Raw genomic sequence first — 17,253 nt, 5'->3', positions numbered from 1 at the left:
TCCTCTCCCCCCCCCCCCCCCCCCTCCCCCCCCCCCCCCCCCCCCCTCTCCCCCCCCCCCCCCCCCCCCCCCCCCCCCCCCCCCCGGACCCGCGGCTCCCGTGACCGGGTCTCGGGGACTGTGGTTCGGCGGTGCGGTGCTACGGAAGGTGCGGTGTTGCGGAAGGTGCGGTGTTGCGAGGGTGCGGTTCAGTGGGCCACGGCGCGTGCCATGGCTCCGTGGCGCGGTTGCGCCGGAACGCCGCGTGCGGGTTCCGGGCCCGGTCCGGCCCCCGGTCCGGCCGCGGCCTGGCGGCCGGCCGGTGCGGGAGCGCGGCGTGGCTGGGCCACCGCGCCGTTCTGGACGTCCATCACCGCGTGCGCCACCAGACCGCCCATCGGGTCGTGTCTGATGAGGTCCCGCAGGCGGGACCGTGACGAGCGTCCTTCGTTGCCCGGGTAGAGGTGCTTGCCGAGTCCGACCGCGTGGGCCAGCGCGGCGAGCGCCGCGGTCCGCGGGTCCGGCGGTACGCCGGTGCGGATCGCCGAGTCCAGCCGGGTCTTGATCTCCCTGCTGATCGCCGTGTCCGTCGCCTGATAGCGAGTCGTCGGCAGCACCCCGCACATCTGGCCCTCCACGGCATGCACCATGCCGCATCGCTCCAGATGCGAGAGGTAGGTCTGGCGCAGCCCCAGGCGGGGCCCGCCAATCCAGTTGACCGCCCGTACGGGAGCGCCACGCCTTCGCAGCAACTCCAACGCGCAGTCCAGTGTTGGATCTCCAGTCGGCCGTGGTGCCACCACGGCGATACGATCCCCGTCTGGGGCTATCCGTCCGGCCAGCGCCAGCTCGACCAGCTGCGCTCCGGCCAGACCCAGGTCGAGCGACTGCGGCTGTGCGGTGGTGCCCGTGGTCGGGTCCAACGCCAGCAGCAGAAGCTCCTCCGGAAGTGTTCTGCGGCTCCTGCCCATCCATGCCTCCCCGCGTGGATGACAGACAGGGTGACCCCTCTCACATTGGTCTGTCGAGGGTGCGTGACCGGTTCGTAGTGGAACCAGTAGGTATGTCGTTCTCGTCTACCGCGTGGGTCCTACCCGTACACAGGACACTGGTACATGGTTTCGGTAGCGCACACAGGACGTGCGGCGCATGGAGGAGGCATCGGTGGCGGGCGAGTCCCCCGACAGGTCGAAGCAGCGCGAGTCGTCGGAAGAACCGACGTCGGGGAGCGCGGGTCCGGTTCCCGAAGCGCGGACCGAGGCGAACGAGACGCCCGATCCGCGGCTGGCGGTGACGCGGGAGACCGCGAAGCCCTCGGCGTCCGCCGGGTCCGCGGAGTCCGCCGGGTCGGGCGGGTCGGGCGGGTCGGGCGCATCCCGGGGCGGCGTCGATACGGCGACCCGGGTGCTGTCGGTCCGTGAGACGGACGCCCGGAGCGAGGGCGAGGACACCGAGGCGGAGGAGACCGTCGAGGAGGACACTCCCGAGACGTCCGACACACCCGCTTCCTCCGATTCGCACCCTTCCCCCGCTTCACCCTCTTCCTCCCCTTCACCCGATTCCGAGGACGCGTCCGACGCTTCCGACGCCGGGCCCGCCACGGACGGCGACGGCCGGCTGCGGGAGGCCGTCGCCGCCTGGGTGGCGACCGCGGACGAGCGTGCCGCCGCGAACGCGCGGACCGCGGACGCGGAACCGGCGGAGGGCGCGGCTGCCGCCGCGACGGGCGGCACCGAATCCCCGGCAGGCGCCGACGAGGACGCGGACGCCGTGACGGACGCCGACGCGGACGCCGTGACAGACGCGGACACCGACGCCGACGCCGAAGGCCAGGCCGAGGGCGTGACGGAGGCCGGCGACGGTCCCGAGGAGCCCGCCGACGGCACCGGTGACGAACCGGACGCCGACGCGGCCGCCGGGGAGCGCGAGGAGCCCGAGAAGGGCGCTGGAGAGGCCGGGGGCGGGGAGCGGGCCGTCGATCAGCCCACCGCCGTCTTCAAGGCCGTACGCCCCTCCGCGCCCGCCGTGGACCAGCCGACGACGATGCTGAAGCTGGGCGACGCCGCCGCGACGGCCGACAAGGCCAAGGACGCCAAGGCCAAGGCCAAGGACGCCAAGGACGCCGACCGAGCCGGGGAAGCCGGCAAGGGCGGCAAGGGCGGCGGCGCGGCCGCACCGGCCGAGCGGGACGCCGAGCGGACCAGCAAGTTCGTCGCGCTGCGGCATCCCGACGACCCCGCCACGCGCAAGCCTCCGTCCGAGGCCCCCCGGGCGCCGCAGGCACCCCGTGCCGGGGCCACCGCCGCCGTGCCGCAGGTCGGGCCGGAGCGGACCACGCAGCAGCCGCTGCCGCCGAAGCCGCCGCTGGACCTGCTGGCGGAGCTGACGAACACCCCGCCGCCCCCGGAGACGCCGCTGCGGACGACGGTCCGCCGGGTCAAGATCTGGACGCCGCTGGTCCTGCTGCTGCTGATCGTCCTCGGGGTCGTGCAGTCGATGCGGGCCCTGCCCGCGCCCGAACTCGACCTCACGGCTCAGGACAGCTTCACCTTCGAGGGCGGCAAGCCGCAGATCCCGTGGCCGGCCTCCGGGCAGGCCGCGCTCGACGTGCAGGGCATCGGCACGTTCGGCTCGTCCGGCGAGCAGAAGCCCGTGCCGATCGCCAGTGTCGCCAAGGTCATGACCGCGTACGTGGTCCTGCGCGACCACCCCCTCAAGAGCGGCGCCGACGGTCCGAAGATCCCGATCGACCAGGCCGCCGAGGACCAGTCGGAGGCGGGGCAGGAGTCGACCGCCCACGTCTACGCGGGCGACTCGATCTCCCAGCGCGAGGCCCTCCAGGCCGTGCTGATCGCGTCCGCGAACAACGTGGCGAGGCTGCTCGCCCGCTGGGACGCGGGGTCCGAGAAGGCGTTCGTGGAGAAGATGAACGCCGCCGCCGAGGACCTCGGCATGAAGAACACGACGTACACCGACCCGTCGGGGCTGAACGACACGACGGTGAGCACGGCCGTGGACCAGGTGAAGCTGGCCAAGGAGGCGATGAAGTCGCCCGCCTTCCGCGAGGTCGCCGCGCAGATGTCGTACGACGACTACAAGGGCGTCAACCACCCCAACTGGAACCAGCTGGTGGGTTCCAACAACGTCGTCGGCATCAAGACCGGCACCACCACCTCCGCCCTCGGCAACCTCGTCTTCGCCGCGAAGAAGGAGATCGGCGGCGAGACCCGGACCATCGTCGGTGCGGTGGTGCGCCAGCCGGCGGGCGGCAAGGACAACACCATCCTCAGCGCCGCGCTGACCTCCGGCGACCAGCTGATCCGGGCCGCGCAGGACACCCTGGAGTCGTCGACGATCCTGAAGAAGGGGAGCGTCGTCGGGTACGTCGACGACGGTCTCGGCGGCCGTACGCCGGTCGTCGCCACGCAGGACGTCAAGGCCGTGGGCTGGCCGGGCCTGACGGTCAAGCTCACGTTCACGGCGGACGAGGTCCCGCACACGGCCGCGGCCGGTACGAAGGTCGGCACCCTCACGGTGGGCGACGGGGGCGCCGCCGGGGCCGTGAAGGTACCGGTCGCGCTCCAGGAGGAGCTCGTGGAGCCCGCCCTCTCGGACAAGCTGACCCGCCTGGGCTGACCCCCGGACCGTCCGGGCAGGACACGGCTCACCAGCCCCCGCGGCCACCCGGCCGCGGGGGCTTTCGCCCGACCGAGGCGAGGAAGCCACGGCCCGGGAGCGCGTGCTAGCGTCGCGAGACGGGGCAGGTCGCCGGTCACGGCAAACGGGACACGGCCGAAAGCAGAAGAACAGGACACGGGGAGTGCCTTCAGGTGGCCACTGCGGAGCCGACACGCGCCGAGAACGCCGACACGGGTTCGGGAGCCGGTCCGCGACCGCGCGTACCCGCACCGCGCCCGGACGGCGACCGTGATCCCGGCGGTCCCGGCCGTGCCGGGCGGGAAGCGCCGTCCGCGGTGAAGGCCGCCTTCCTCGCCCTGCGTGAGCGCATGCTGCGCCACCCCGTGCTCTCCGTCACCGCCCTGGCCGCGGTCCTGCACATCGCCTGGTTCTTCACCTTCGCGAACAGTGGCGGCGACCTCGCGGCGCAGGACGCCTGGGCGGAGTTCGTGGGCCGCCACCCCGGCTCGGCGTACAACCTCGCCTGGTACGGCGGCACGCACCCGGTGTCCTACAGCATGGTCTCGCCGTACCTGATGTCGGTGCTCGGCGTGCGTACGACGATGATGATCGCCGGGACGCTGTCGGCCGGGCTGCTGACCATGCTGCTGATCCGCAGCCGGGCGGTCCGCAACCCGTTGTGGGCGTCGCTGGCGGGCCTCTTCGGCCTGCTGGCCAACGCCGCGTCGGGGCGGGTGACGTTCGGGCTGGGCATGATGTTCGGGCTGGGCGCGGTCGCCACGGTGTTCTGCTGGCCGTACCGCTGGCGGTATGAGCGCTGGGCGAAGGGCCTGTGCGCGGCGCCGCTGGCCGCGCTGGCCACGATGTCCTCGCCGGTCGCGGGCCTGTTCGTGGGCCTGGTGGCGGTGGCGCTGTTCCTCCAGAAGCGCCGCCCGGGCGCCTGGGCGCTGGGAGTGGCGCCGGCCGTCGTGGTCGCGCTGTCGACCTGGCTGTTCCCCTTCTCGGGTACGCAGCCGATGGGCTTCGGCTCGGCGGTCCTGCCCGTGGTGTACGCGGGGCTGGTGTACGTGTTCGTGCCGCGTACCTGGACGACGGTGCGGATCACCTCGGCGGTCTACGGACTGTCCGTGCTGCTGGTCTGGGCGATCAGCTCCCAGATCGGTTCCAACATCACGCGCCTCGCGATGCTCTTCGCCGGGGTGGCGCTGGTGGCCGCGCTGCCGTTCACGGTGGAGCGGACCCGCAAGTGGTACGCGCTCGTGCTCGCGATCGCCGGCTTCGTCGGCTGGATCGGCTTCAAGTCGGCCGACGACATCGTGCACACCACGCCCGCCGCCTCCTGGGCCCGTGAGCTGGCTCCGCTGGTGAACGAGTTGCAGGAGGTCGGTGCCGAGAAGGGCCGGGTGGAGGTCGTGCCCGCCCGCTCCCACCGGGAGGCCTCGGCCCTCGCGCCGTACGTGAACCTGGCCCGTGGCTGGCTCCGCCAGGCCGACATGGAACGCAACCCGCTCTTCTACGACGACACGCTCAACTCGGCGAACTACCACGAGTGGCTGAAGCGCTGGGCCGTGCACTACGTGGTGCTGCCGAAGGGCGAGCCGGACGGCGACGGCGGTGAGCGCGAGCGGGAGCTGGTGCAGCGGGGTCTGCCGTACCTGAAGCAGATCTGGGGCGACGCCAACTGGCAGCTGTTCCAGGTGACCAACCCCTCGCCGCTGGCGGAGCCCGACGCGTTCGTCCAGCGGGCCGAGCAGGGCGAGTGGACGATCGACGTGCGCCGGCCGGGCCGCATCCTGGTCCGGATGCCGTACTCGCCGTGGCTGAGCCTCGTCGACGCCGAGGGGAAGAAGCTGGAGGCGCCGCAGGAGACGGAGGCTTCCGAGAACGCCCCGGAGGGCACGCCGAAGACGTACGACAACGTCAACGGCTGTCTGATGGAGACGGAGGAGACCGCCGAGGGCGACAAGTGGACGATGCTGATCGCCCCCGAGGCCGGTACGTACCGGCTGTCGGCGCCCTATGACGTGCCGCGCGGCACCCCCTGCCCGGACGAGCTGAAGTAGCGCGCCGATCGTTCATGTAGGTGAACGGAGGTCAGCAAGCCGAACATTTTTACTTGCTCTTGACCTTCCGCTTCCTTGTCGTGCCCGCGTCGTCGCAACCACGATGAGCGGGCACTTCGCGCCCTGCCTCGCCCCTACCCCGCTCGTGCGAAGTGCCAGCCAGCTGAGCGGAGTTCACAAGGCGGACCCCGGAAGGGGGCACATGAACGGTCTCGACTGGTCCGTGCTCATCGGCTACTTCGCCATCATGGTGGCGATCGGCGTGTGGTCGCACAAACGCGTGGACAACGTCAGCGACTTCTTCACGGCCGGCGGCAAGATGCCCTGGTGGCTGTCGGGCATCTCGCACCACATGTCGGGCTACAGCGCGGTGATGTTCACCGGGTACGCGGGGATCGCCTACACCTACGGCGTCACGTCCTTCGTCACCTGGTCCTTCCCCATCGCCCTCGGCATCGCCATCGGCTCGAAGCTGTTCGCGCCCCGCATCAACCGGCTGCGCTCACGGCTGCACGTGGCCTCTCCCCTGGAGTACCTGAAGAACCGGTACAACCTGCCCACCCAGCAGGCGCTGGCCTGGTCCGGCATGCTGCTGAAGATCGTGGACGTGGCCGCGAAGTGGGCGGCGATCGCCACCCTGCTCTCGGTCTTCACCGGCATCAGCCTCAACCAGGGCATCCTGATCACCGGCGTCATCACGGGCATCTACTGCACGATCGGCGGCCTGTGGGCGGACGCGCTGACCGAGCTGGGCCAGTTCATCATCCAGCTGCTGGCCGGCATCGCGATGTTCGTGGCCGTCGTCGCGAAACTCGGCGACTACGGCGGCTTCTTCGGCGTCTGGGACGAGCCCGCCCTCCAGGGTCACGGCGAACCGCTGGTCGGCCCGTACGGCACGGTGTTCCTGCTCGCCTTCCTCTTCATCAAGCTCTTCGAGTACAACGGCGGCATGCTCAACCAGGCCCAGCGCTACATGGCCACGCCCAACGCCCGCGAGGCCGAGCGGTCGGCGCGGCTGTCGGCGGTGCTGTGGCTGGTCTGGCCGCTGGTGCTGTTCTTCCCGATGTGGATGTCGCCGCTGCTGGTGGAGTCCCAGAAGCCGGACGGCTCCGACTCCTACGCGCTGATGACCGAGCAGCTGCTGCCGCACGGCCTGCTGGGCCTGGTCATCGTCGGCTTCTTCTCCCACACCATGGCCATGTGCTCCTCGGACGCCAACGCCATCGCGGCCGTCTTCACCCGGGACGTGGCGCCGGTGCTCTCGAAGCGGGCGCGGTCCTGGGGCGAGCGGACCGGGCTGCTGGCGGCGCGGCTGGCGACGGTCGTGTTCCTCGGGCTGTCCATGGCGGTGGCGACCCAGGTCGACTCGCCGACCTTCAAGGACATCATCACCGTCGTGATCAAGTGGGTGGCCGGACTGATGGGCCCGATCGCGATCCCGATGATGCTCGGTCTGCTGCGGCCCTTCCGCCGCTCGGGCCCGACGGCCGCGCTCACCAGCTGGTCGATGGGTCTGCTCGCCTTCTGGCTGGTCAACTACCCGATCAACTGGAGCGTGGACGGCGGGGTGCCGCTGGAGTACCAGGTGTCGATCCCGCTGGCCGTGTCCCTGGTGCTCTACGTCCTGGTCGGCTTCCTGAAGCCGGAGGACACTCCCGAGCGTCTGGCGATCATCGAGCGGGTCAACACGGACGACGACGACGACCTGTCCGGCGCGGCCGCCGCGATCCCCGCGCCGGCCGGCGGGGTGGGCGACGCGAAGCCGGGCAGCAGGGTGACCGACTGACCGGCGCCTGACGCTCTCCGACCGGCACCCGCGGGGGTGCCGGTCGGAGGGCTCAGCGCACTTCCTGGATGCGGATCTGGTTCCCGGCCGGGTCGCGGAACGCGCAGTCTCGGATGCCGTACGGCTGCTCGGTCGGCTCCTGCACGATCTCGGCGTTCCCGGCGCGCAGCTTCTCGAAGGTGCCGTCGAGGTCCTTCGTGGCCAGCAGCAGCCACCCGTAGGTGCCCTTGGCCATCATCTCGGCGACGGTGCGGCGCTCGGCCTCGCTGATGCCGGGGTCGACGGCGGGCGGCGACAGCAGCAGGGAGACGTCCGGCTGGTCGGGCGGGCCCACGGTGATCCAGCGCATCGCGCCCTGCCCCACGTCCTGGCGGACCTCGAACCCGAGGACGTCGCGGTAGAACACCAGCGACGCGTCCGGGTCGTCGTGCGGGAGGACGGTGGTGTGAATGCTGATACCCATAGGGCAACGCTAACGGGAACGGGGTTTCCCAGCGGATCGCTCCGCTGGGAGACCCCCCGGCGCACTACTTCCCTTTCCTGCTCGCGTTGATCACGGCGGCGACGACGACGACCAGTCCGATGACGAGTACGGCGACCGTCACGGGCGGATTGCCACTCGGGAACGCTGCGAGTGGCACGGTCAACCCTTCCTCCTCCTCCGCAGCGTGACGACCGCGAAGACGACGAGGCCGACGATGATGATGGCGACGGTCACGCCGACGCTTCCTCCGACGGCGGCGCCGGAGCGAGCAAGTGTGGAAGACATTCGCTTACCTTGTGCTCATTCAGACGACCGAGGGAGCGTACATGAGGGTCTTCATTGGGGTTTGCTTCATTCTGCTGGGGGCGGGGCTCGCCGCACTGTGCCCCCGCCTCATGCGCGCAGGAGCCAATGATGCCAAGCGTCGTATCGGTCGGGGACCCACCATGACGGAACGAATCATCATACGCATATGCCTTATAGGCGGTGGTTTGGCGCTGGTGGCGTTCGGCATTTCCTATGCACTTTCCCTGGCTGGCTAAGTGCACGGATCCTGACCGAAGAGCGCCCGGCCATTTCTGCGGTCGGGCGCTCCTGTACGACTCCAGTCGCTACGGGAATCAGTCCTTGTTCTTTCTGCGCTTCTGGTCTCGAAAGAAGGCCCATGTGGCCACTGCTACCACCACGATGGCGATGATGGTGGTCCACAGCGGGCTTCCCTTGACCCCTGTTCCCATTGCGATCAGCGTGAGCGACATGTCTATTCCTTTCAGAGCCAGGATCCGCTGATTCCCGCGCCTCCCAGGTATCCGCCCACCGTGTACGCCTTTTCGGTCAGGTTCCCTGCAGTGGTCGCGGTGGCCCCGACTGCCTTGAGCCCTACTCCGACGCCTCCGGTCGCTGCACCGAATATGGCTGAGGCTGCGACCTGCCCGGGCGAGTCGCCCTTCATGATTCCGCCTGCGGTGCTCAGTCCGGTGCTGGCGGCGGCCATTCCGATGGCTACGGGCAACCCGCCCCCAGTGACAGCCAGGCCCGCCAGCCCCACGGCGGTCCCGGCTATGGAGAGCGCGTTGCCCCATTCCTTGGTGTCCCAGCCAAGGAAGTCGAGACCACTGGGGTCCATGTGGTTGACGGGGTCGCCTGCGGTATAGGCGTAGGGGTTGGACTCCTTGCCCGAGGGGTCGGGCTGGGTGAAGCGGCCGAGTTGCGGGTCGTAGTAGCGGGCGCCCATCTTGTACAGGCCGGACGGGTCGAGGTAGGTGCCGGTGTAGCGGTAGGGCTGGTCGGTGCCGCTGGTGGTGCGGGCCTCACCGTAGGGGCCGTAGCTGTAGGTCGCGGTGCGCTTGCCGGTGGCGTCGACCAGGCCGATGACGCTGCCCTGGACGTCGGTGAGGTAGTACTGGCTCGCCCCGCCCGCTGTCATGGCTGTCAGGGTGCCCGAGGGCTCCCGGACGAAACCGGTGCTGTTCTCCCGCGTCATGCCGATCGCGGCGTTGGTGAACGTCGAACTGCCGCGCGTGAGGCGGTCGTTGTGGTCGAGGCCCGCGTAGCCGTACGTCGACGCGGTACCGGAGGCCGTCAGCGCGGAGAGCTGGGTGTACGGGGTCCACTGGCCGCCCGTGCGGGTCCCGGTGGGCGAGGCGGCGGAGGTCTCGTTGCCGTCGCCGTCGTAGGTGAAGTTGGTGTTGCCGCCGAGCGAGGTCAGTTCGTTCGCGTTGTTGTACTCGCGGACGGACTGGGCGTCGGCGCAGGCGGGGAGGCTGGTGCCGGTGGAGCGGCCCGTCATGTTGCCGGACTTGTCGTAGCAGTAGGCCCAGCCGGCCGTGGTGGAGCCGGACTTGGTCTCCACGGCCTTGGTGAGGCGGCCCTTGGTGTCGTAGGTGTAGGCGGTGGCGGCGCCGTCGGTGGTCCGCTTCTGGATCTTGTCGCTGTCCTTGCCGGACTTGTTGTAGTCGTAGGTGATCGTGGACAGGACGGTGGTGCCGTTCTTGACCTCGATCTTCTGGGCGCGGCTGGACTTGTCGTAGTCCGTCTTCTGCACCGTGCCGCCGGGGTAGGTGGTGGTGGTGCGGTCGCCGTTCTTGTCGTAGTCGTACGTGGTCTCGGCGCCGCCCGGCTGGGTCAGGGTGGTGAGCTGGTTGGCGTCGTTGTAGTCGTAGGTGACGGTGCCGCCGGCGTCGGTGGCGGTCTTCACGTTGCCCGCGGCGTCGTAGGTCACGGAGCTGGCGCCGCCCGCGGGCAGGGACCGGGTGCGTTCGCGGTTCTGCTCGTCGTACGTGTACGTGCTGGTACCGGCCGGAGAGGTGCGGGTTCTGATGTTGCCGTCGGCGTCGTAGACGAACGTCGTGAGCTTACCGCCGCTGGTCTGCGTCTTGAGCCGGTCGCGCTTGTCGTAGGTGTAGACCGTCTCCACGCCGCGGCCGTCGGTGACGGTGTCGGTGCGGCCCAGGGCGTCGTAGGTGAAGGTGACGTCCTCCTGCGCGGACGGGCGGTCGACCTTCGTCAGGTTGCCCTTGGCATCGTAGGTGAAGGACGTCTTGTTGCCCTCGGGGTCGGTGGCCGAGCAGCGCTGGCCGGGCAGGCCGTCGCACTTCATCGTGCCGGACTTCGGGTTGTAGTCGTAGGTCCACTTGGCGCCGTCGGAGCCGGTCGTGGTGTCGGTCTGCGACATCATGTTGCCCGAGGTGTCGTAGCCGTTGGTGACCTTGTCGCCGCTCGCGGAGGTCAGGGTCTCGGGGTAGTGGCCGCCGGCCTTCTGGGTCCAGCCCATCGTGGACTGCGCGCCGGTGGGCTGGGTCGCGGTCTTGGGGTTGAAGGAGTCGTCGTAGTCGAACTTGACGGTGTTGCCCGGCGTCGATCCCACGCCCATGCCGTCGACCGCGCTGGTGATGTTGTTGTCCGGCCCCCACGTCCGGGAGCGCTCACGATCGAGCGGATCCTTGGTCTTCTTCACGCGCCAGCGGGCGTCGACCGTCTTCTCGGTGTGCTTGCCCAGCGGGTCGGTGATGCGGGCCACGCCCTCGCCCTCGGTGCCGGGCTGCGGAAGGATGTAGCGGAACGCGGTGGTCGCGCCGGTGCCCGTGGCCTTGTCGACGACGCGGGTGATCGAGGCGAGGAGGTTGGTGTTCCAGGTGAACCGCGTCTCCCGGCCCTCCGGAGTGGTCACCTTCGTCATGCGGTGCGAGGTGTCGTAGTCGAAGACCGTGGTCCTGCCGTCGGTGTCGGTGAACGTCTTAAGGTCGTTCCCGGACCACGTGTAGGTGACGTACCGGCCGGTGTTGTCCGTGACCTTGGTGATCTGCTTGCCATCGTTGTCGAAGGTCAGGGTGCGACCCGAAGCGGCGGTGATCTTCGAGGTGAAGGCGCCCGAGTAGGAGATCGTGGTGGCGTTGCCGTTCTTGTCCTCGACCTTGCTCACGCGGGCGTCGCCGGTGGTGCCGGAGCGGGTGAAAGTGGTCTTCTGGCCGTTCTTGCGCGAGGTGAGGGTGAAGGACTTCTTGTCGGAGGACTGGGTCAGGTCCTGCTTGTAGCCGGGGGCCGCGGTGAACCCGGAGCCGTCCCGCTCGAACACGGCGATGGTGCTGGAGGGGCCCTGCACGTAGACCGACGTCGTGTTCGGCTCGTGGATCAGGTAGTCGCTGCCGGTCGTCGCCTTCCAGCTGGTGTTGAGGCCGTTGTAGGCGTGCCCCAGGGACAGGCCAGGGCCCGCGTCGGCGATGTCGAAGGCGTTCACGGAGACCAGCAGGTTGCCGTTGCCGTAGTTGACCTGCGCGCCGACCGAGTCGGACAGCGGCGCCTCGTGGAACTCCGACCAGGGGACCTGGCCGATGCCCAGTCCCTGGAAGGTGGACTGGAGGATGCCGGGCTGCACCAGCGCGCGGTCCTCGCCCGCGACGCCGATGGGTGTGCTCGCGGGGGCCGTGGTCTTCCCGACCGGGGAGGCCGTCGGCCGGGGCGGGGCCGGTTTACCGACCGGTGAGGCGGATGCCTGGGCGGGTATCAGGGCGACGAGCAGCGCCGCCCCGGCGGCCGAGGCGACCATGGCGGTGGCTGCGGAGCGTCTGCCGCGTCTGATCCGCCGGTTTTCGGGCATGCCGAAGTGCATGGGGAACTCTCCTGGGATCGATCGATCAGGCTTCGGGGCCTGGTGAGGTGAGAAGCGGGAGCGGGACTCGGCGGGTGGCGGCCGGTGGGCGGCGGCCACCCGCACTCCGCGTCCCGTCAGCAGCGCTTGGACGTCCGGCTGTGGTAGCTGCCCTGCTCGCTGAGGATGGTCAGCGTTCCGTCGCCCGAGGTGCAGTCGTCGACGGTGTCGGCGCCGTTGCCCCAGAACTCCTGTTCGAGCGTGTCGTACTGGCGGTCCACGCCGATCAGCGCGGAGCGGTCGTAGGACCACACACCGACCTGGAGATCAAAGGTGATCTTCTTGTCCAGGAACGACTTCCAGACCCAGACGTAGCCGTAGTTCTCGTTGCACTGCGGCGAGTAGAACTGCTTCACCGAGGCGATCTGCACCGCTTCCCGGTAGATGTACGAGGTGGTGCCGATCTGGTAGGCGTCCGAGCAGACGCCGGCCGCCGCAGCCCTGGCGGACGAGGGATTCCCCTCCTCCGTCGGGGCGTTCGCGGCGGAGGGCTGGGCGGGTGCGGGGCGCGGCCCCGTCCCCGCGGACGCCGTACCCGCTCCGGCCAGCGTCAGGGCGAAGGCCCCCGACGCGGCAGTCGCACACACCAGCGTCCTGAAGCTCTTTCGGGCACGCGAAGACCGCGCACCGTTGGTGCGTCGTATCAAGACTTCCCCCCACAGGAAGACAGACCTCGCAGACCCCAGCGGTCACGAGGAGCCCACAACCTGTCACAGAAACCACACACGTCGGCCGCCGTGCCCTCGAACACGCAAGCTATACGGGCCAGAATCAGCCCCTCCGCATGGCGTGTTCCGGGCAGTCCGACGCATCGTCATCCGGCCACGAACGGCCGCCCGTCGGCAGCTCACCCTCACGTTGGCGGTGAAACTGCGACCGGAACTCTTCCTCTCATGTCCTCCGCTGTGGAAACGGCGGCCCGAAAGGCTCAGGGCTGCCACCTGGAACGTGCGAGGAGGGGCGACTCAGCGAAGCGGAACGAACCGGTTCGCCTTGGGCTCCGTCATGGTCGTGAACGGATCGGGAGCCGCGCCCGGGTGACGGAGCGCGCACGCTTCAGGAGGAGCCCACTGATGCGCATCAGCATGTCGAGCCGCCGCAACGCCACTCTGTCGACGCGGTCGCGGTGGCTTCTGCCGGGCATGGTCGTGGCGGCGCTGGCGACCGCCTGCACGATACAGGGCGGTGGCGGGGAGGGTGAAGGATCCTGCGCGATCACTGCCGTGTACGAGGGCCGCACCTATACGCAGGTGGCCGGGGTCGACTTCACCGTTGGCGAAGTACTCGGGGCCGCCGTGGTCCCGCCCTGCGAGGACACGCCGGGCCACGACGACGCCGCGGGGGCCGAACCGACCACGGCCTATGCGGTCGACGGCCTGAATCCACGCATCGCCATCGCGATGCGGTACACCTCGGACGAGGTGATGCTCCTTGCCGTCCGCCCAGGTGGCGGCCTGCCTCCGCTTGGTCCGGAGGCAGCCGTCTAGGCGCGCGGGTAGCGGGTCAGCCAGCCCGGGGACGAGCCTGCCGGGCCGTGCAGGGCGGGGCCCTGGGTCATCTCCATGGCGAAGTCGTCGGCGAGTTCCAGGATCGTGGGGCGGCCCTCCAGTTCGGCGAGCCAGGCCGGTGGGAGCGCGGTCTCGCCGTGCAGGGCGCCGAGCAGGCCTCCGGTCAGGGCGCCGGTCGCGGCGGAGGGTCCGTCGTGGTTGACGGCGAGCCGCAGCCCGTGCCGGATGTCCTCGCCGACGAGGGCGCAGTACACGGCGGCGGCGACCAGGTCCTCCGCCGTCCCCGCGCCGATCAGCCCGGTCACCCGTGCCGGGCCCGGCAGCCCCTGCCGGACGGCGCCCAGCGCGTGCTGGAGGGCGTCCACGACGGGCTCGTGCCCCGGACGGGGGGCCAGCAGGGCGAGGGCCCGCTGCACGGCGGCGTCCAGGCTCTCCCCCCGGGCCAGCCCGTGCACGACCACGGCGTAGGCGCCCGCCGCCAGACCGGCGGTGGGGTGGCCGTGGGTCTGGGCCGCGCACTCGACGGCGAGCTGGGTGACCAGTTGCGGCTCCCAGCCGACCAGCAGCCCGAAGGGTGCCGAGCGGGCGGCGGCCTCGGGGCCGCGCTCACCGGGGTTCTTGGGCGCCTCCGGGGTGCCCATGGTCTCGTCGCCCAGTCCGAGCAGCAGGGCGCGCGTCGCGTCCCGGCGGGCGTACAGCCACTCCTCGTGGGCCAGCCACCCGTCGTCCTTGCGCCGCAGGTCGGGCCCCCAGTCGCGCTGGGTGGCCGCCCAGCGCCGGTAGGCCCGGTGCAGGTCGGTCGGCGGGTGCCAGGCGCCGGTGTCCCGCCGTACCTGGGCGCGTATGAGCCCGTCGACGGAGAACAGGGTGAGCTGCGTGAGGTGGGTGACGGCGCCGCGTCGGCCGTGGGCGGGGGCGAGGTCGGCGAGGCCGTCCGGGCCGTGCGCCTCCTGGATGCCGGCGAGGCTCAGCCCGTCGACGGGTGCGCCGAGGGCGTCGCCGACGGCGGCCCCGAGCAGCGTCCCGCGCACCCGGCTGCGGAAGTCCTGCTGCTCGGCACGCCCCCAGACGGCACCGGCTGTCCCGCTCACCCGGACCTCCCCTCGACCTCTCCACACGCGTCCGTACGTACGACGTCCAGCACTGTATGCGAACCAGGGGGGACGGTTCAGGGCCGTGGAGGTGTGGAAACCTTCACGCGTCGTCCGGTCGGGCGCGGAGCGCCTCGCGACAGCAGCGGACGAAGTCCTGGACGACGGGATCGTCGTCGTCGGCAGGGGCCCAGGCGACCGCGACCGCGCTGGGGCCGACTCCGGTGACGGGGCGGTAGACGACGCCGGGGCGGGTGTAGAAGCGGGCGGCGGACTCCGGGGCGAGGGCGACGCCGTAGCCGTTGGCGATCGCGGTGAGCCAGTCGTCCGGGTGCTCGGTGACGGCGCCGACGCGCACCGGGTGGCCGTCGCGTTCGTCGGCGGCGAGCCAGTACTCCCGCCAGCGGCCCGTCTCGGGCGGAGCGGCGACGAACGGTTCGTCGCGCAGTTCGTGGAAGGCGATCGTCTCGCGGGCCGCCAGGGGGTGGGACTCGGCCAGTGCGACGCAGCGGGGTTCGCTGAACAGCGGCAGCACCCGCAGCGCTTCCTGGCCGGGGAACGGCAGGCGCACCAGGGCGACGTCGACGTCCGAGTCGGCGAGTCCGGCGGACGGGTCCGACCAGGCGGCCTGCCGCATCTCGGCCCGCCGGCCCGGTCGGCGCCGGGCGAACTCGGCGATGATCGACTGTGTCGCCTCGTTGGCGGCGCTGGCGAGGAAGCCGACCCGCAGGACGCGGGCCGCCCGGCTCGCCGCCGCCCTCGTCTCCCGCAGCGCCGCCTCCCATCCGGCCAGCAGGGCGGGGACCCGTTCCGCCAGCGCCCGACCCGGCTCGGTGAGCGTCATGCCGTTCCGCGAGCGGGTGAACAGGTCCGTGCCCAGTACCGCCTCCAGTTGCCGGATCTGCTTGGTCAGCGCGGGCTGGGACACGTAGAGCCGCTGGGCGGCCCTGGTGACGCTGCCCTCCTCCGCCACAGCCGCGAAGTACCTCAGCAGACGCGTGTCGACATCCATGCCTCCAGGTTATGGGTGCAGGTATTGGACGGCGCGGGACGGTATCGCGAGGCTGATTCCTAGGGAACGGCCGGAAGGGGAAGTCCGTGTACACCGCCTACGTGCTCGTCACCGTCGCCGCGATCGTCGCCGATGCCGGGATCGCCGTCGCCGACCTGATGCGGGCGCGGTTCGTCCTCGCCAACTCGGCCGAGGTGGCGGTCCCGGGGTCGTGGCTGCCGTGGCTCGCGGTGCTCAAGGCCGCCGGAGCCGCCGGGCTCCTCGCCGGCCTCCTGGGCGTCCGGCTCCTGGGCGTCGCCGCCGCGGTCGGCCTGGTCCTCTTCTTCGTCGGCGCGGTCGCCGCGCACGTCCGCGCGCGGGTCTTCCACACCATCGCGTATCCCGTCGGGTACCTGGCCCTGAACGCGGCCGCGCTCGTCCTGGTGGCCGTGTGAGTCGTGCGGGGTGAGCAGTCTGGCCACGTCTGTCATCGGTGCGCTCATGTGAGCTGTTGGATGACGGATTGCCCTACGGCGTTCACGCTTTTACGCGGCCATGTGTCCGGTCGGGCGGGCGGCGCGGCAGCCGCGGCAGCGGCCGGGCAGCGGGGAGCGGAAGGCGCGTTCGCAGCCGTCGCAGGTCTGGAGAGGGTCGGGGAGCAGTCGGCCGGGCGCCTGCGGACGGGGCGCGGGCAGCACCGGCGGCAGATCGGTGGTCAGGCGGCGCAGCAGGAAGGCCGCCGGGTGGCGGATCGGTTCCAGGGGGAGCCCGGCCGTCAGTGTCCGCTCCACCGCGGTCGCGGGGACGCCGCGCTCCAGCCAGACCGTCACGGAGGGGGCGAGGCGGCGGACGTCCCGTTCGGTCAGCAGCAGCCGGGAGTCGTGCACGCGCAGACGGGCGAGCAGATCGGCCGCCGGTGACCGGACGGTCTCCGGCACGGGTCCCGGGTCGGCTTCCGCCTCAGTTGCCGGTACGGGTGCGGGGGCCGGTACAGGTGCGGGTACGGCGGCTGCGGCTGCGGCGGCCAGGAGCGCGCGGGGCTTGTTGCGGGAGACCGTCCGGGTCACGACTCGGCCCGATGGAAGACGCTCCTTGGTGCGTGCGAGGTAGCCGTGCTCCTCCAGCTCCCGCAGGGCTGCGGCGATCCGGATCTCGCCCTCGGGGAACTTGCCCGCCAGCGTCTTGATCCCGACCGGTGCCCCGGCGGGCAGCGACTGGATGTGCACGGCCAGGCCGATCGCCGTCAGGGACAGCTCGGGATGCTGGAGGAGGTGGTTCCCGACCACGGTGAAGTGGTCGTCGTGGGGGTGGTTCTCGTGCTCGACACCGCCGGGGCGACGGCCGGACGCGGCGCGCGCGTGCGCGCTAGGGTGCTGCTCAGTCATCGGGAAGTCCTCTTCCTACTTCCTAGGTGATCAGGCCCTCGCAGTGGGATGGCAGTCCCGGCGGGGGCCGATTCATGTCCGGGGGGTTCGCGGCTGACGCTGCACCATGAACACCGCCCGGCGCCAGTCGAGTTGGCGATATTCACTCCGGAGAGTGACCGGCGGGGGCGGTGGGGGTGG

The 17,253-nt window shown here is 70.9% G+C and carries 14 protein-coding genes; 5 read left to right on the top strand and 9 right to left on the bottom strand.

Annotated features, from left to right (window positions below; translation table 11 throughout):
* Window positions 1–188: 188 nt before the first annotated feature.
* Window positions 189–950 carry a GOLPH3/VPS74 family protein gene (locus AC07FV_RS27580; protein WP_479090017.1) on the bottom strand — a complete coding sequence of 254 codons (762 nt, stop codon included), beginning with the start codon at window positions 948–950 and terminating at the stop codon, window positions 189–191.
* A gap of 178 nt (window positions 951–1,128) precedes the next feature.
* Between AC07FV_RS27580 and AC07FV_RS27575 the strand changes: the two genes are divergently transcribed.
* The 3 genes from AC07FV_RS27575 to AC07FV_RS27565 all read left to right on the top strand — a co-directional run bounded on the left by AC07FV_RS27575 (window position 1,129) and on the right by AC07FV_RS27565 (window position 7,467).
* Window positions 1,129–3,615 carry a serine hydrolase gene (locus AC07FV_RS27575; RefSeq protein ID WP_479090015.1) on the top strand — a complete coding sequence of 829 codons (2,487 nt, stop codon included), beginning with the start codon at window positions 1,129–1,131 and terminating at the stop codon, window positions 3,613–3,615.
* Between the two features lie 194 nt (window positions 3,616–3,809).
* Window positions 3,810–5,681: an MFS transporter gene (locus tag AC07FV_RS27570; RefSeq protein WP_479090013.1), complete on the top strand. Its 1,872-nt coding sequence runs from the start codon at window positions 3,810–3,812 to the stop codon at window positions 5,679–5,681.
* Window positions 5,682–5,883: 202 nt separating this feature from the next.
* Window positions 5,884–7,467 (top strand): sodium:solute symporter family protein, encoded by a 1,584-nt coding sequence (locus AC07FV_RS27565; protein WP_479090011.1) that lies wholly within the window; start codon window positions 5,884–5,886, stop codon window positions 7,465–7,467.
* Between the two features lie 52 nt (window positions 7,468–7,519).
* Here AC07FV_RS27565 and AC07FV_RS27560 read toward each other — a convergent pair whose 3' ends face one another.
* From AC07FV_RS27560 to AC07FV_RS27540, 5 genes are all read right to left on the bottom strand, one after another.
* Complete coding sequence (locus tag AC07FV_RS27560) at window positions 7,520–7,930, bottom strand: VOC family protein (RefSeq protein WP_384695409.1); 411 nt, start codon at window positions 7,928–7,930, stop codon at window positions 7,520–7,522.
* Window positions 7,931–8,110: 180 nt separating this feature from the next.
* Entirely contained in the window at window positions 8,111–8,236 is a 126-nt protein-coding gene (locus AC07FV_RS27555; RefSeq protein ID WP_432881790.1) for a hypothetical protein, read from the bottom strand.
* Between the two features lie 335 nt (window positions 8,237–8,571).
* On the bottom strand, window positions 8,572–8,709 hold the full coding sequence (locus AC07FV_RS27550) for a hypothetical protein (protein WP_391327424.1): 138 nt from the start codon (window positions 8,707–8,709) through the stop codon (window positions 8,572–8,574).
* An 11-nt stretch (window positions 8,710–8,720) separates the two neighbouring features.
* A complete protein-coding gene (locus AC07FV_RS27545; RefSeq protein ID WP_479090009.1) occupies window positions 8,721–12,059 on the bottom strand; it encodes an RHS repeat-associated core domain-containing protein in 3,339 nt (1,112 codons plus the stop codon).
* A gap of 116 nt (window positions 12,060–12,175) precedes the next feature.
* Window positions 12,176–12,685, bottom strand: a complete 510-nt coding sequence (locus AC07FV_RS27540; RefSeq protein WP_479090008.1) for a hypothetical protein — start codon at window positions 12,683–12,685, stop codon at window positions 12,176–12,178.
* Window positions 12,686–13,171: 486 nt separating this feature from the next.
* Between AC07FV_RS27540 and AC07FV_RS27535 the strand changes: the two genes are divergently transcribed.
* On the top strand, window positions 13,172–13,585 hold the full coding sequence (locus AC07FV_RS27535) for a DUF6281 family protein (protein WP_479090006.1): 414 nt from the start codon (window positions 13,172–13,174) through the stop codon (window positions 13,583–13,585).
* On the opposite strand, the gene AC07FV_RS27530 is transcribed toward AC07FV_RS27535, so the two are convergent.
* Window positions 13,582–14,697: an ADP-ribosylglycohydrolase family protein gene (locus AC07FV_RS27530; RefSeq protein WP_479090005.1), complete on the bottom strand. Its 1,116-nt coding sequence runs from the start codon at window positions 14,695–14,697 to the stop codon at window positions 13,582–13,584. The two genes, AC07FV_RS27535 and AC07FV_RS27530, sit on opposite strands and share 4 nt — an antisense overlap.
* Window positions 14,698–14,800: 103 nt before the next feature.
* A complete protein-coding gene (locus AC07FV_RS27525; RefSeq protein WP_479090003.1) occupies window positions 14,801–15,709 on the bottom strand; it encodes a LysR family transcriptional regulator in 909 nt (302 codons plus the stop codon).
* 86 nt (window positions 15,710–15,795) lie between these two features.
* Here AC07FV_RS27525 and AC07FV_RS27520 point away from each other — a divergent pair, with 86 nt between their 5' ends.
* Window positions 15,796–16,143: a DoxX family protein gene (locus AC07FV_RS27520; RefSeq protein ID WP_479090001.1), complete on the top strand. Its 348-nt coding sequence runs from the start codon at window positions 15,796–15,798 to the stop codon at window positions 16,141–16,143.
* 90 nt (window positions 16,144–16,233) lie between these two features.
* Here the strand turns inward: AC07FV_RS27520 and AC07FV_RS27515 are convergent, their stop codons facing one another.
* The gene (locus tag AC07FV_RS27515; protein ID WP_479090000.1) at window positions 16,234–17,073 is read right to left on the bottom strand and encodes a helix-turn-helix domain-containing protein; all 840 of its coding nucleotides are present in this window, start codon (window positions 17,071–17,073) and stop codon (window positions 16,234–16,236) included.
* Window positions 17,074–17,253: the final 180 nt, after the last annotated feature.

It is taken from the genome of Streptomyces sp. NPDC045956 (genome assembly GCF_056430705.1).
Note: the sequence above shows the minus strand (reverse complement) of the source record. Positions and strands in the feature narration are given on the sequence as shown.